13 protein-coding genes are annotated in these 16,600 nt (G+C 30.5%); 2 read left to right on the top strand and 11 right to left on the bottom strand.

Annotation, left to right across the window (positions count from 1 at the left end; all coding sequences use genetic code 11):
• The first annotated feature begins 51 nt into the window (after positions 1 to 51).
• Both E6248_RS05255 and E6248_RS05260 read left to right on the top strand, forming a co-directional pair.
• Positions 52 to 588 (top strand): sigma-70 family RNA polymerase sigma factor, encoded by a 537-nt coding sequence (locus E6248_RS05255; protein WP_316339762.1) that lies wholly within the window; start codon positions 52 to 54, stop codon positions 586 to 588.
• 13 nt (positions 589 to 601) lie between these two features.
• Positions 602 to 1,618 (top strand): DUF4179 domain-containing protein, encoded by a 1,017-nt coding sequence (locus E6248_RS05260; protein ID WP_316339763.1) that lies wholly within the window; start codon positions 602 to 604, stop codon positions 1,616 to 1,618.
• 71 nt (positions 1,619 to 1,689) lie between these two features.
• Here the strand turns inward: E6248_RS05260 and E6248_RS05265 are convergent, their stop codons facing one another.
• The 11 genes from E6248_RS05265 to E6248_RS05315 form a co-directional block, all read right to left on the bottom strand.
• Complete coding sequence (locus E6248_RS05265; RefSeq protein WP_316339764.1) at positions 1,690 to 2,835, bottom strand: toxic anion resistance protein; 1,146 nt, start codon at positions 2,833 to 2,835, stop codon at positions 1,690 to 1,692.
• A gap of 26 nt (positions 2,836 to 2,861) precedes the next feature.
• Entirely contained in the window at positions 2,862 to 4,016 is a 1,155-nt protein-coding gene (locus E6248_RS05270; protein WP_316339765.1) for a 5-bromo-4-chloroindolyl phosphate hydrolysis family protein, read from the bottom strand.
• A 227-nt stretch (positions 4,017 to 4,243) separates the two neighbouring features.
• Entirely contained in the window at positions 4,244 to 6,043 is a 1,800-nt protein-coding gene (gene ade / locus E6248_RS05275) for an adenine deaminase (RefSeq protein ID WP_316339766.1), read from the bottom strand.
• Positions 6,044 to 6,071: 28 nt separating this feature from the next.
• The gene (gene purD / locus E6248_RS05280; RefSeq protein ID WP_316339767.1) at positions 6,072 to 7,319 is read right to left on the bottom strand and encodes a phosphoribosylamine--glycine ligase; all 1,248 of its coding nucleotides are present in this window, start codon (positions 7,317 to 7,319) and stop codon (positions 6,072 to 6,074) included.
• Positions 7,320 to 7,404: 85 nt separating this feature from the next.
• Entirely contained in the window at positions 7,405 to 8,907 is a 1,503-nt protein-coding gene (gene purH / locus E6248_RS05285; RefSeq protein WP_316339768.1) for a bifunctional phosphoribosylaminoimidazolecarboxamide formyltransferase/IMP cyclohydrolase, read from the bottom strand.
• Between the two features lie 132 nt (positions 8,908 to 9,039).
• Positions 9,040 to 9,663 carry a phosphoribosylglycinamide formyltransferase gene (purN, locus tag E6248_RS05290; protein ID WP_316339769.1) on the bottom strand — a complete coding sequence of 208 codons (624 nt, stop codon included), beginning with the start codon at positions 9,661 to 9,663 and terminating at the stop codon, positions 9,040 to 9,042.
• Positions 9,651 to 10,652, bottom strand: coding sequence for a phosphoribosylformylglycinamidine cyclo-ligase (purM, locus tag E6248_RS05295; protein ID WP_316339770.1), 1,002 nt, complete (start codon positions 10,650 to 10,652; stop codon positions 9,651 to 9,653). Before purM ends, purN begins: the two co-directional genes overlap by 13 nt.
• Positions 10,653 to 10,673: 21 nt before the next feature.
• The gene (purF, locus tag E6248_RS05300) at positions 10,674 to 12,080 is read right to left on the bottom strand and encodes an amidophosphoribosyltransferase (protein ID WP_316339771.1); all 1,407 of its coding nucleotides are present in this window, start codon (positions 12,078 to 12,080) and stop codon (positions 10,674 to 10,676) included.
• Between the two features lie 179 nt (positions 12,081 to 12,259).
• Positions 12,260 to 12,964 (bottom strand): phosphoribosylaminoimidazolesuccinocarboxamide synthase, encoded by a 705-nt coding sequence (gene purC / locus E6248_RS05305; protein ID WP_316339772.1) that lies wholly within the window; start codon positions 12,962 to 12,964, stop codon positions 12,260 to 12,262.
• Positions 12,964 to 13,443: a 5-(carboxyamino)imidazole ribonucleotide mutase gene (gene purE, locus E6248_RS05310; protein ID WP_291665046.1), complete on the bottom strand. Its 480-nt coding sequence runs from the start codon at positions 13,441 to 13,443 to the stop codon at positions 12,964 to 12,966. Before purE ends, purC begins: the two co-directional genes overlap by 1 nt.
• A 225-nt stretch (positions 13,444 to 13,668) precedes the next feature.
• On the bottom strand, positions 13,669 to 16,600 hold a 2,932-nt coding region (locus E6248_RS05315; RefSeq protein ID WP_316339773.1), incomplete at its 5' end, for a phosphoribosylformylglycinamidine synthase.

Consider the following 16,600-nt stretch of genomic DNA (forward strand, 5'->3'; position numbering starts at 1 on the left):
AGTACATTGTTCGTTATATAAAGTGTAAGTACTTACAAGGAGGCGAATTTATTGGCAGATAACCTTATAATTAAATATATTAAATCCAAAAATGAAAAAGGATTGCAATTACTTTTAGAAACTTACGGTGGTCTAATAAAGGGTGTAGTCCGAAAACATCTATCATCTCTAGATTACTATCAAGATGAGTGTATTAACGATATTTTAATATCAATTTGGAACAATATTGATTCATTTGATTGTAAAGGATCTTTTAAAAATTGGATTGTAGTGATATCAAAATTTAAAGCTATTGATTATAAACGCAAATACCTTAAACATAATAATTTTGAAGATATAGATAAAATTATATTAAGTGATAAAAAAGATCTATCAGACAATCTATTATATAAAGAGTTACAAAGTGAGATCCAATCACTTTTAGATAACTTAAGGTCAGAAGATAGAGCTATATTTGTTAAATATTATTTAGAAGATATCTCTACTGATAATATTTCCAAAGAACTAGGTATTCCTAAAGCACAAATATATAACAAGCTATCAAGAGGTAGAAAAAAATTATTTTCAATTCTGAAAAACAGTTTTTAAATGAGGTGATATTTTGAAAGATATTTATAAAGCTTTTAATAATATAGATATTAATACTAATTACTATGATAATACTGAACTAACTGAATATGAAATTGAAAAGTTTAAAGATATGGTATCAGAAAGAATATATGTTAAGAAAAGGCCTGTTTACAAGCAAATTGCTGCATTAATAGTATTATCTTTAATTTCTTTCCTGCTTTTAAACACTGGAAATGTTAGTGCAGTTTTAGATTCCATTGGCAATAATTTAAAGAATATATTTAACATATCTCAAAATAAATACTATGATAATTATACAAATATAATAAATAAAACAGCAACAGATAATAATATTTCAGTAACCTGTGAAGAAGTTTTAATAGAAGAAAATCAACTAATAATATCCTCTATTATAGATTATAGTGAACTTCCAAAGAACTTTAAAAAAGATCTTATTAATAATTTAAAAGATATATCAATTTCCAATACTCTATATGTTGGTGATATTGAATATAGAGATACTTCCTCATCATTATTTGAAATATCTGAGGATAAAATAAGGTATATAAGCTTATTTGATATTGAAAAAGTTCCTGACTCTAGGCTTTTAAATTGTTCACTTACTTATAAATTCTTCAATGTTTTGTTTAAAGATTCTAAAAATGGTTATCTCGATAAAGAGATTACTGGAGATTGGACCTTTGATTTTTCTATAGATACTTCTAATATATCAAACTCACAAAATGAATTGTATCTTTCTGAAAACAATACTCTTTATTACGAAAATGGTGATACTTTAAAAATAAATAAGATAGAGAAGTCTGATTTAAGTATAAAAATATATTATGATTTTAGTACTAATTCTGATTATTACTCAGTTCCACCATTCTTCCTTATAGATAGTAATAAGAATTATATAGGTAATCATTTCTACAATAATGAATATGCACTCTTCTTTATTAAAGATAGTGATGTTACTAATACTTTTACTATATCTGGCTATGACCATGGTGCAAGTGATGATATAATTATTGACTTTAAAGAGTAATTTAAAATATAAAGCACAAATAAATCCACGACATCTAATGCCGTGGATTTATTTATGAATAATTATTGCTTTTAATATTTAAACTCTAAAAGCTTATTTTTTAATTGATCTTCTATATTTCTTAATTCTACTTCAGCTTCTCTTCGTTTTTGACGACCTTCCGTTTGTATATTAAGTATTTCGTCAAGAGTTGAAATTAAGGATTCATTAGTAAATCTAAGTGTATCAACATCAACAATTCCTCTTTCTGATGCCTTAGCAGTTTCTATAGTAGAAGTCTTCAATATCTCAGCATTTTTACGTAAAAGTTCATTAGTCATATTTGTTACTTCTCCTTGAACCCTTGCTGCATTAGTAGAATGAGCAACTCCAAGAGCTAATACTATTTGACTTTTCCAAAGAGGAATAGTGTTAACAATTGTAGATTGTATTTTTTCAGACATTAAAGAATCATTATTTTGAATTAATCTAATTTGAGGAGCCATTTGTAAGGAAATTATTTTAGTTAGTTCCAAATCATGGATTTTCTTTTCAAAGCGATTGCAAAGAGCTATAAAATCATTTACTTCCTGAGCATCTTGAGGAAGTCCACTTCTTTTTGCTTTTTCTTGTAATTTAGGAAGCTCCTCTTTCTCTAATTTTTGAAGTTTCTTTTTTCCAGCTAAAATATACATAGAAAGCTCTTTAAAATATACTTTATTTATTTCATACATCTTATCTAACATAGCTATATCTTTTAATAGCTGTATTTGATGTTTTTCAAGGATATTACACATTTTATTAATATTATCCTCTACTTTATCGTATTTCGCTTTCATTTGAGAAATCTTTTCTTTACCCTTCTTAAAAAAGCCAAAAATACCTTTTTTCTCCTCAGACTCTTCAAAATTTTTCAGCTCATGAACTACATTAGAAAGCATATCTCCAACTTCCCCTAAATCTTTAGTTCTCACATTATTTAATGCTGTCTCTGAAAAATCAGAAATTTTCTTTTGAGCACCTACTCCAAATTGTAAAATAGAATTTGAATTAGTTATTTCTATCTTATCAACAAATTGATCTACCATCTTTTTTTCTTCTTCAGTTAGAAGTATTTCATCAATTACTTCTTCTTTAACTTTTTCTTCTTCCGCTTTAATATTAATAACTTCATCTTTAAATGGCTCAAATACTAATTCTGGCTGTATATTTATAGATTCTTTAAACTCATCACTCATTTTAATGCCTCCTTTATATTTAAAAGTTATTTTTTAAAATCTTCTTCTGTTAATCCTTCTTGTTTAAATAGAGTTTTTAGTACAGAAATATCTGTAGAAATATCTAAAGCAACATCTTCAAATAAATCATCTAATAAATTTTCAAAAGCATTATTTATAATATCAATACTTTTTTCAATTTCAATTTTAGCATTTTTAATATTTTCCCCTTGAACTATTTGATTACTTAGTTCCTTGTAAGAATTAATTAACTTTATAGTAATAGGTAGATAATGATTTATAAATTTATTAACTTCTTGTAGCTTTTTAGGATTCTTCTCAACATAATTAAGTATTTCACTTGCAATATATTGTAATCTATCTAATTTAGCTGCTACTTCTTCTTTATAAAGCTCATTTCTTATTATTTTTATTTGATTTATATACTTTCTTCCAGTTTCAATTATAAGTTTTACTTCTTCTTTTTCAGAATTATTAATGTCTTCTTTCAATTTTTCTTTTTTACTTTCTTTATCCATTTGCTGTCTTTTTAAATTTAAATAGTCACCATAAACATCATCATTTAATATAAAATAAGTTTTTTCCTCGTCAATATGCCCTTCTATAAACATACCTAAAGTAATCATTTTATTTAAATCTTTAATAACAAAAGCTTCTTTTTCTTTAGCAAATTTCGCTAAGTCCTTAATTAAAAAATAGCTATCATCATCAATAAATCTTACATACTTCTTAAAACGTTTTATTCTTTTTCTTAAATTTACCCCTCTAAAAAGTAATCCTAAGCTTATTAGAAAAAATGTAAATAAAACTCCAAAAGCAATATGAATATTATCTATAGTTCCACTAAAAACTATCATAAATATTAGAAATATAAAAACTAAAAACCCAAAAACTGCACTTCCTATTGATCCAAATATTAGATAAAATATTCCTGATAAACTTCCAGCTGGTCTTTTGCTAATATAAGTAGACACATCATTTTTAGATTTTTTAGTTAAAACCTCATATTTATTTTCCATTTTCCTATTGTATTCATTTACCTTTGATTTAAACTCATTTAAAGTGTCCTCAGCTTTACCGCTAATATCTCTTTTTAAATTAGCGAAATCTATAGCGTTAAGTGCATTTTTAACTGTAGACATAATTTGATCTTCTAAATCAGAAAAATCTCTTCTATCCATTGTCTTGCCTCCAGACCATTACTATTATTTACATAAATTTTAAGATATAAGATAATATACCTCTTCTATAATATTTTAGGTTTATTATATCTTATTATTTAACTAATTACAATTTACAAAAATTGCATATCTATATTTTTTTAATAACCCATTTATTATTCTTCCCAATATATTTTAAAAAAGAGTGTAGCAAAAATTACTACACTCTTTATACTAAAATACGTTCTTTAATCTTCTATAAATAAAGGAACAAACTCAAACTTATTGCAATCAACTAACCCTCTATTTGTAAGTCTTAATTCTGGTAAACATGCTAATGATATAAGAGCCATTGTCATAAATGGAGATACTATATTACATCCTATTTCTTCCCATGCCTTACCTAATAGCTCAACCTTCTCTGCCATTTCTTCTAAAGATTTATCGCTCATTAAGCCTGCTATTGGTAAAGGTACTAATCCTATAACTTTTCCATCTTTTACAGCTACCATGCCACCACCACATTCTATTAGTGTATTAGCTGCTAAAGCCATATCTTCATCATTAGCACCTATAACTAATAGATTATGAGCATCATGAGCAACTGTTGATGCCATTGCTCCTTCTTTTATTCCAAAGCCTTTAACAAATCCATATCCTACTGTTCCTGTTTCTTTATGTCTTTCAAATACAGCTGCCTTTAAAACATCATTATTTGTATCACATTGAACCTTTCCATCTTTAACATCTAGTTCAATATGTCTTTCATAAGTACCAACTCTTGCAGGAATTATTTCCATCACTCTTGCTTTAACTTTTTCTTTATTCTCTGCATATATATTAAAAGAATCCTTAGTTATTATATTCTTTACATGCATTGAATTCATCGCATCTTCTGGATATTTATATTCATCTATTTCTTCAGTTAAAGCTCCATTTTCTGCTACTATATTTCCATCAATAATAACTTTTGTTACATTAACTTTATTTAAGTCTTCTATAAATACTATATCAGCGCATTTACCTGGAGTTATTGAACCTAATTCATGATCCATTTGGAAGCATTGTGCACAGTTTATAGTAACCATTTGTATTGCTGTTAATGGATCTATTCCCTCTTTTATAGCTCTTCTAATTATATGATCTAAATGTCCATCATTTAATAAGGTATGAGGATGTGTATCATCTGATATTAAGACTGCAAATCTACTATCAACATTATTTTCTGTTATAGATTTACTTACTTCTTTTAAGTCATGCCAAGCTGATCCTTCTCTAAACATTGCATACATTCCAAGTCTCATCTTAGCTAAAGCATCTTCAGCTCTTGTAGATTCATGACAACACCTAACTCCAGATGCTATATATCCATTTAACCCCTTTCCTGTTTCAGGTAGAGAGTAATGCCCTGTTACAATTTTATTAGCTTTTAGTGTTTCTCCTACAACTCCATGGGCATGGTCTGTTGAAAATAGTATTCCTGGGAAATTCATCATTTCTCCTAGTCCAACCACACTATCCCACTTCATAGTCTCTGCTATATCCTCTGGTCCAATTACAGCTCCTGTATCTTCAAATCCTGGAACTGCAGGAACACATGATGGAGTAGTTACCATATTCTTTAACGGAGTACCCTTTCCATCTTCAATCATATATTTTACCCCATTTAAACCAAGCACATTACAAATTTCATGAGGATCCATATAAATCCCTACAGTTCCATGAGGTATTACTGAACGAGCGTATTCACTAACACTTAGCATAGATGACTCTACATGGATATGTCCATCTAAAAATCCAGGTGCTATATATTGTCCTTTAGCATCAATTACTTTAGTATTTTCTTTTATGCAATGTTTTGCATCACCAACTAAAGCTATTCTTCCCATACTAATTGCCACATCAGTATTATCAATTATTTCTCTAGTACATACATTTACTAACTTAGCATTAGTAATTACAGTATCAGCTCCTTGATACCCTTGTGCTACTGCTGATAATATTTTACTTACTTCCCATAATGGCTTAATATTAAATTTATTAAACATACCTTTTACCTCTTATCTTAATGTTATATTATACTAACCCTATATCACTTCTAAAGTATTTATCTTTGAAGTTTACTTTTTCAATTGATTTATAAGCATCTTCTCTAGCTTCTTCTACAGTTTTTCCTACTCCAACTACTGATAAGACTCTTCCTCCATTAGTTTTTAAAACTCCATCTTCAAGCTTTGCTCCTGCTATAAACACCTTATCTTTAACTTCATCATCTACAGTAATTTCATAGCCTTTTACAAAAGAGCCTGGATATCCTTTTGAAGCTAAAACCACATTTACACAAGTCCCTGTCTTCCATTTAACTTCAGCGTTTTCTAAATCTTCATTTAAAGCAGATTCTATTAATTCAAGCAAATCACTTTCCATTAAATTAAGTACAGATTGTGTTTCTGGATCCCCCATTCTAACATTATATTCTAGAAGATATGATCCCTTTTTAGTTATCATAAGTCCAAAGAATATTATCCCTTTAAAATCAAAGCCCTCTTCTCTAATTCCTTGTAAAGTATTATTCATTATATTTTGTTCAAAATCTTTAAGAACTTCTTCAGTTACAAAAGGATTTGGTGCTAATACTCCCATACCACCTGTATTTGGTCCCTTGCTACCATCAAAAACTTGTTTATGGTCCTTAGCTGATATAAATGGCACAATAGTTTTTCCATCAGTTATAGATAATATTGAAGCTTCTACCCCATCTAAAAACTCTTCTATTACTATTTTTTGTCCTGCACCATTAAATATATCATCTACCATAAAGGAGTTAACTGCTTTAACAGCCTCTTCTTTATTTTCACAAATTGCAACACCTTTGCCCGCTGCTAAACCATCTGCTTTTACTACGGTAGGATATGGGCATTTATTTAAATATTCTAGTGCTTCTTTATGATTATAAAAAACTTCGTATCCAGCTGTTTTTACTCCATACTTTTTCATAAAGTCTTTAGAAAAACTCTTACTTCCTTCAAGTCTTGCAGCTTTTTCACTAGGTCCAAAAATCTTAAGACCCTTTTCTTTAAACTTATCTACTATCCCCTTAGTTAGTGGATCTTCTGGTCCAACTATTGTTAAATCAATAGATTTTTCAATAGCAAAGTTTAATAATTCATCTATATCTGTAATATTAATATTTTCACATTTAACTTCTATAGCTGTTCCCCCATTACCAGGAGCCACAAATATCTTCTCTACTCTATCATTCTTAGCAATTTTCCAAGCTAAAGCATGCTCTCTTCCACCAGACCCAATTAATAAAATCTTCATTTCACCCCTCCTGAGAAAATTAAAAATTAAGAATTAAAAATGAAAAATAAAGGAATTTTTCATTATTCATTGCACTAATCTTTGATTAGTGCTTAAAGTGTCTTATTCCTATAAATACCATTGCTATTCCATGTTCATTACAAGCATCTATAGACTCTTGATCTCTCATTGAACCACCTGGTTGAATTATTGCTTTAATTCCATTTTTAGCACATGTATCTACAACATCTCTAAATGGGAAGAATGCATCTGATGCTAAAACAGTAGCACCTTTACCTCTTTTAAGAGCATCTTCTGTAGGCCAAATTCTATTAACTTGTCCTCCACCAATACCTACTGCTACTCCATCTTTAATAGTCACTATTGCGTTAGATTTAACGTATTTCACTACCTTCATACCAAAAATTAAATCTCTCATTTCTTCTTCAGTTGGCGTTTTTTCAGTAACTACCTTAATTTCATCAGTTAACTTAGTATCTTCTTCTTGAACTAAGATTCCGCCATCAACAGTTACCATGAATTTCTTATCCTTAGGGGTATTGTTACATTTAATAACTCTTAAATTCTTTTTAGTTCTTAATACTTCAAGTGCATCTTCATCATATTCTGGAGCTGCAACTACTTCTAAGAAAATTTTAACCATTTCTTCAGCTGTAGCTTTATCAATCTTTCTGTTAACTGCAACTATACCACCAAATATTGATGTTGGATCTGCTTCATATGCCTTAGTGTAAACTTCAAGTGGAGTTTCTCCAACAGCAACTCCGCATGGAGTATTATGCTTAAGTCCACAACAAGCTACTTCTTCAAACTCACAAGCTACCTTCCAAGCTATATCTAAATCTTTTATATTGTTATAAGATAATTCCTTACCATTAAGAACTTCGAAGCTATTCATTGCTCCATCAAATTCATTTGAGCTATAGTACGCTGCGCTTTGATGCGGATTTTCTCCATATCTTAAGCTTTGCTTTTTCTTGTATGAGATTGAAAGATATTCTGGATATTCTTCATCTTCAAGTAAGAAGTTAGAAATAGCTGCATCATAAGCACTCATTAAATTAAATACCTTACCGGCTAACCTCTTTCTTAATGCTACAGAAACTTCTCCTGTTTCAGATATTTCTCCCATAACCGCCTTATAATCATTTTTATCAGAGATAACAACTACATCTTTAAAGTTTTTAGCAGCCGCTCTTAACATAGTTGGTCCACCGATATCAATAAACTCAACTTTTTCATCAAAGCTTAAGTTTTCTCTTACCTTTTGGAAGAATGGATATAAATTAACAATAACCATATCTATAGGTGTTATATTTCTTTCTTTTATCGTATTCATATGTTCTTCATTATCTCTTATAGCAAGGATTCCTGCATGGATAATTGGATGAAGAGTTTTAACTCTACCATCTAACATTTCTGGAAAATTAGTTACTTCATTAACTTCAATAACATTAACTCCATTATCCTTTAAATGTTTATAAGTACCACCTGTAGATATAATTTCTACTCCTTTATCTTGTAGAAAGTTTGAAAACTCCAATATTCCTTCTTTATCAAAAACGCTAACTAATGCTCTTTTAATCATTTAAAATAACTCCTTTTTTAAAATTAAGAATGAATAATTAAAAATGAAGAATTGAAGATGAAATTCCTAAGGAATTTCTTAAATTGAATAACTCATTTTGCCTAAGTTATATCCATAATTATCAATTATTCATTATTTATTATTAATTGTATTTATTCTCGCTTTTCCATTTATAATTTCAACTTGGTCTTTACTAATTAAGTCAATTGCTTTAGGTAATAGTATGTGTTCTTTCTCTAGAACTCTTTTTTGAAGAATTTCTTTTGTATCCTCATAATAAACTGGAACTACCTCTTGAAGAAGTATTGCTCCCCTATCTATTTCTTCATTTACAAAGTGCACTGTACACCCTGTAAATTTAACTCCTGAGTTTACTACAGCTTCATGAACCTTTAATCCGTACATTCTTGGTCCACAAAAGCTTGGAATAAGAGAAGGGTGAATATTTATAATTCTATCCTTAAACTCTTTAAGGATATCTCCCTCTAATATTGATAAATATCCAGCAAGAACTATTAAATCAACCTTCCCCTTAGTTAATTCTAATATCTTATCTGAAGCCTTATCTCCGTACTCTTTTTTAGATATTATATAAGTTTTTATCCCCTTAAGTTTTGCTCTTTCAAGAGCAAAAATACCATCTTTACTTCCTATAACCATTTCTATTTTACAATTTAATTTACCATTATATATTGAATCAATAATAGATTGAAGATTAGTTCCTCCACCCGAGGCAAGTACCGCTATTTTAAACAACAACCTTCACCTCCAGATGTAACATAACCTATTTCATAAGCTTTTTCGCCCATTTCAATTAATGTCTTAATGATAGGTTTAACATCTGATTCATTTACACATAGTACAAAACCAATTCCCATATTGAATGTATTATACATATGATCCTTATCTACACCCTTTTCTATTATACTGTCAAATATAGCTGGTAATGGATAACTGTCTTTCTTTATAACTGCTGTGAAGTTGTCCCCATTAAACATTCTTGGAACATTTTCTAAGAATCCACCACCTGTTATATGTGCCATACCTTTAATTTCATAGCTTTCAAGTAGCTTTAATATAGGTTTTACATATATCTTAGTAGGAGTTATTAATGTCTTCCATACTTCTTTTCCATTTACTTCTTCGTTTAAATCTTCAAATAATTTCCTAACTAAAGAATATCCATTTGAATGTAAGCCCGAAGATGCTATTCCAATCAATTTATCTCCATCTTTTATATTTCTACCGTTAATAATTTTATCCTTATCTACTATACCAACAGCAAAGCCAGCCATATCATATTCGCCATCTTTATAAAACCCCGGCATTTCAGCAGTTTCTCCGCCTACTAAAGCGCAGTCTCCTTGGATACAACCTTCAGATACTCCCTTAACTAAATCAGCTGCTACTTCAGCTTCTAACTTTCCACAAGCTATATAATCAAGGAAGAATAATGGTTTTGCTCCATGGCATAATATATCATTTACACACATAGCAACGCAGTCAATTCCAACAGTATCATACTTCTTAGTTCTAAATGCTATATCAAGCTTAGTTCCTACTCCATCAGTTCCTGATACTAATACAGGCTTCTTATACCCTTCTGGAAGTTCTACCATTCCAGCAAAGCTTCCTAAACCATTAAGTACATATTCACTCATAGTTCTACTTGCATACTCTTTTATAAGCTTTACTGATCTGTATCCCTCTTCTATATTCACTCCAGCTTCTTTATAAGTTATCATTTAACACACTACCTTTCAGCTTTATTTTGCACCTTCTATAGGAGTTGCCACTGGATAAATTCCATTAAAGCAACCAACACAATATCCACAGTCTTTTCTAAAGCAACTATACATACCTTCCATACTTAAATATCCTAAACTGTCTGAACCTATTGCTTCTCTTATTTCTTCAATGCTCTTTTTTGCACCAATTAATTCACTTCTATATGGAGTATCTATTCCGAAATAGCAAGGAAATTTAACTATTGGTGAAGCTACTAAGAAATGTACCTCTTTAGCTCCTGCTCTTCTTAAAGATTCAACTAAATGTCTTGAAGTAGTTCCTCTAACTATTGAATCATCTATTAAAATTACTCTCTTACCATTTACATTAACTTTCAAAGGATTAAGCTTAACAGCAACTGCCTTTTCTCTAATTTCTTGAGAAGGAGTTATAAATGTTCTACCTACATATCTATTTTTAACAAAGCCAGTATCATATGGTACTCCTGAAGCTTTGGAATAACCAATAGCTGATGGTATTCCTGAATCTGGAACTGCAATTACTAAATCAGCTTCTATCTTATGCTCTCTAAATAATTCTTCCCCAGCCTTAACTCTTGAATCATGCACATCTAATCCGTCTATTGTTGAGTCAGGTCTTGCAAAATAAATATACTCAAATGCACAAGTTTGGCATTGTGTGTTCTCTGAATACTTAAATGATTTAACTCCATTATTATCTATTACTATTATTTCACCGGGCTCTATATCTCTAACTAATTCTGCACCTATTGCATCTAAAGCACAACTTTCAGAGGATAATACATATCCTTCTTCCATCTTTCCTAAACATAAAGGTCTTATTCCATGAGGATCTCTAACACCTATAAGCTTATCTTCTGTTAAAATGACCATAGCAAAGGATCCTCTTACTGCTTGTATAGCATCAAATATTGCTCTTTCAATGCCTTTTTTTGCTGCTCTTGCAATAAGATTTGCTATTACCTCTGAATCTATTGATGTATGGAATACATGTCCACCATCTTCTAATAATTCTCTTATAACTTCTGCATTAACTAAAGTACCATTATGAGCCATAGCAATGGAGCCAAGTTTAGTTTTACTAAGTAACGGCTGAGCATTTTCAATTCTAGTATCTCCAGATGTAGAGTATCTTACATGTCCAATAGCAGCATTACCCTTTAGTTTTTCTAAACTATCCTTAGAAAAAGCTTCTGTTATAAGTCCCATTCCTTTATGAATATCTATAGTTTCACCATTAGCTACAGCAATTCCTGCACTTTCCTGTCCTCTATGCTGCAGAGCATATAACCCATAATAAGTCATTGAAGCTACATCCATTGGTTTATTAACATAAACACCAAAAACGCCACATTCATCTTTAAATTTATCGTTACTTGGATCTATAATTAAATTTGATCTCAAAAATAATACCCCCAGTTTAAATTAATTAAAAAATGAAAAGAGTTAAAAAATGAAAAAATTAGGGAGAATAGTTCAGATTATGAACTATTTACTTTTTATTATCTTTTGAAACTTTATGAAAGCTTCACCCTAAATTCTCTCATTTTCAATTTTTCATTATTTCATTTTTTATTCTTTTTCTATTTCTTTATTCTGTTTAAGATTTCTATATAAGCATCTTTTACATTTCCCATATCTCTTCTAAATCTATCTTTATCTAACTTTTCTCCTGTAGTTGCATCCCAGAATCTACAAGTATCTGGTGAAATTTCATCTGCTAATATAACTTCTCCATTGTATCTTCCAAATTCAAGTTTAAAATCAATTAATCTTATGTTTTGCTTTGCGAAGAACTCCTTTAATAAATCATTTATCTTTGCAGTCATTGCATAAATCTTTTCTAACTCTTCAAATGTAGTAGCACCAATTCCTACTGCATGGAAATCATTTATTAAAGGATCCCCTAGATCATCATCTTTGTATGATAATTCAAAAACTGTAGTCTTTAATTCAAAACCTTCTTGTAGTCCTAATCTCTTAGCCATCGATCCAGCTGCAACATTTCTTACAATTACTTCTAGTGGTACTATTTCAACCTTCTTACATAATTGTTCTCTTTCACTTAACTTTTCTATAAAGTGAGTTTTAATTCCATTTTCATTTAACATTTCAAATAACATTGAAGTAATTGCATTATTTAAAACACCTTTATCTTCGATTTGACCCTTCTTTTCACCATTGAAAGCTGTTGCATCATCCTTGTAATAAACTATTACTTCATCAGCCTTATCTGTAGCGTATATTTTTTTTGCTTTTCCTTCATACATCATTTCTAATCTTTCCATTATAAATCCACTCCTTGTCCATTTTCTTCTATAAATTTAGTTTTCATATCTGTTCTAAATTGATTTAACTTTTCTCTTAAAGCTGCATCCTTTATAGCAAGCATTTGAACTGCAAGCATTCCTGCATTGTAGCTATTATTAATTCCAACAGTTGCTACTGGGATAGATTTTGGCATTTGTACTATTGAGAATAATGCATCTAAGCCTTCAACAGCCCCCTTTATAGGAACTCCAATTACTGGCATAGTAGTTTGAGAAGCTATAACACCTGGTAAATGAGCTGCAAGTCCAGCTCCAGCAATTACTACTTCGCATCCATTATCTTCTGCTGCCTTTAAAGTTTCACTTAACTTCTCAGGAACTCTATGAGCTGATAAAATATAAGCCTTAAACTCAACTCCAAATTCCCTTAAACAGTTAGCTGCACCTTTCATAACATCAGTATCAGACTTACTTCCAAAAAATATTGCTACTTTCATATAAAAAACCTCCGCTTTTAATTAAAAATTAAAAATTAAAAATTAAAAATTATTGATGTAATTCCGTCGGAATTACTAAAAATTATTAATTTTCAAAACTCCTCTGGAGTTTTTCCCTCAATTCTTCATTCTTCATTCTTCATTATTCATTATTCATTCTTCATTAAACTAACACCTCACCTACAAGGTGTTAGTTCATCTATGCCTAATCAACCATTTGAAGTATTACTTAAAATACTGTACTCCTGATTTGAATATCTTTTGATCGAAATCACCAGGAATGTTTCTATATAGGCTTTCTCCTCTTCTTTCTGAGTGCCCCATCTTACCTAATACTCTTCCATCTGGACTTGTAATACCTTCAATTCCTAGCATTGATCCATTTGGATTAAATGGCATGTCCATAGAAACTTCTCCATTAAAATCAACGTATTGTGTTGCTATTTGTCCATTAGCAGAAAGTTTTTCTAATAATTCCTTAGGTGCTATAAATCTACCTTCACCATGGGAAATTGCTACTGAATGAATATCTCCTACATTAACTTCATTAAACCATGGAGATTTATTTGAAGTAATTTTAGTTCTAACAATTGAACTCATATGCCTATTAATCTCGTTATAAGTTAATGTTGCCATATCTTCTTCTATATCAACTATTTGACCATATGGAACTAATCCTAATTTGATTAGAGCTTGAAAGCCGTTGCATATACCTAACATTAATCCATCTCTATTCTTAAGAAGATCCATTACAGCATCTTTTATTCTTTCGTTTCTAAATACTGTTGCTATAAATTTACCTGATCCATCTGGTTCATCCCCAGCTGAAAACCCTCCTGGTAACATAATAATTTGACTTTCTCTTATAGTTTTTTCCATCTTTAAGATAGATTCATTTAAAAGCTCTTTGTTCATATTATTTAGAACTAATTCAGAAACTTCTGCCCCTTCATTTCTGAAAGCTTTTGCACTATCATATTCACAGTTTGTTCCAGGGAAAACTGGAATAAATACTCTTGGTTTTGCAACCTTAATAGTTGGTGTCTTAGCTTCAGTAACTTTATATAATGGAGTATTTACTTTTTCATTTTTATCTTCTGTTTTTATCTTAAATACCTTTGTTAACTTCTCTTCTAATGTTTTTTCTAAAGATTCAATTTCAAAGTTAATATCGTAATCTTCTAATATAATAGCCCCATTTTTAACAGTCTCGCCTATTGCCTTATAAGCGCAACCAGCCAGCTCCTTATCGACTTCTACATCTGACTTAACCTCTAGAACCAAACTTCCGTAGTTAAGACCAAATAACTCTTCCTTAGTTACATTTTTAATATTTGCCCCAATTTTATTACCTAAAGTCATCTTTGTTATAGCTTCAGATAATCCACCAAACTTAATTGATGATGCAGAAATCACCTTTCCTTCATGTATAAGTTTGTGTACTATTTCTAAATTATTTTTATATTCATCTACTCTTAATGTCATATCCTCATTCTTTTCAGCTATTAATAGAACAACTTTAGAACCAATTCCCTTAAATTCTGGTGATATAACTTTATTAGCTTTGCATACATCTACTGCAAAGGCTACTAATGATGGAGGTACATCAATATCTCCAAAAGTTCCTGACATTGAATCTTTTCCTCCAATAGCTGGAATACCTAAATCCATTTGTGCTTGATATGCCCCAAGTAAAGCTGCAAATGGTTTGCCCCACTTAGTATCTTCCTTGCCTAATCTCTCAAAATACTCTTGAAGAGTTAATCTCGCCTTTTTATAATTACCACCCATAGCTGAAAGCTTTGTTATTGCTTCAATAACTGAATAATATGCCATATGATACGGACTCCATACTCCCATTTCAGGATTGAAGCCAAACGTCATTAATGTAGCATCTTTACTTTCCCCATTTAATACTGGTATCTTTGCCGCCATACCTTCTGCTGGTGTTTTTTGATATTTACCACCAAATGGCATAAGTACAGTTCCAGCTCCAATAGTAGCGTCAAATCTTTCTATTAGCCCTTGTTGTGATGCTACATTTAATTTCTTAAGATTATTAATCCATTCTTCTTTAACATTTAAATCCTTATTAACTTCAAATGGATACTTTTCTGGATTTAAAACCTTAACCTTAGTAGTTTGTCTTGCCCCATTTGTATCTAAGAATTCTCTCTTGATATCTACTATTGTATTCCCTCTCCAGAACATCTTAAGTCTTTCTGTTTCAGTAACCACTGCTACCTTAACAGCTTCTAAGTTTTCTTCCTTAGCTAAATCAATGAATCTTTCTTCATTTTCTTTATTTACTACAACTGCCATTCTTTCTTGTGATTCTGAAATAGCAATTTCTGTTCCATCTAGCCCTTCATATTTCTTTGGAACCTTATCTAAATCTATATCTAAACCTCTAGTTAATTCCCCTATTGCTACAGATACCCCACCTGCGCCAAAATCGTTACATCTCTTAATCATAGTTGAAACTTCTTTATTTCTAAATAATCTTTGAATCTTTCTTTCAGTAGGTGGATTGCCCTTTTGCACCTCTGCTCCGCATTCATTGATTGAATCTTCTGTATGTTCTTTAGATGAACCAGTAGCTCCACCTAAACCATCTCTACCAGTTCTTCCACCTAAAAGAATTACAACATCACCACTCTTTGGCTCTTCTCTAATTACATTTTCCTTAGGTGCTGCTGCTATTACTGCCCCAACTTCCATTCTTTTAGCTACATAATTAGGATGATATATTTCTGCAACTTGTCCAGTAGCAAGTCCTATTTGATTACCATAAGAGCTATATCCATGTGCTGCCCCTAATGTTATAGTTCTTTGAGGAAGCTTTCCCTTTAATGTATCCTCAACTTTAACTGTTGGATCTGCTGAACCAGTTACTCTCATTGCTTGATATACATAAGTTCTACCTGATAGTGGATCTCTTATTGCACCTCCAAGACATGTTGCTGCTCCACCAAAAGGTTCTATTTCAGTTGGATGATTGTGAGTTTCATTTTTAAACATCACTAGATATTCCACATTTCCATCATTAGTTTCGATATCAACTTTTATAGAACAAGCATTTATTTCATCGGAAACATCTAAATCTTCTAATAGTCCTCTTTTTCTCATTTCCTTCATAGTTATTACTGCTATATCC

The sequence above is a fragment of the Clostridium sp. genome (assembly GCF_032552055.1).
Classification (GTDB): Bacteria; Bacillota; Clostridia; order Clostridiales; family Clostridiaceae; genus Clostridium.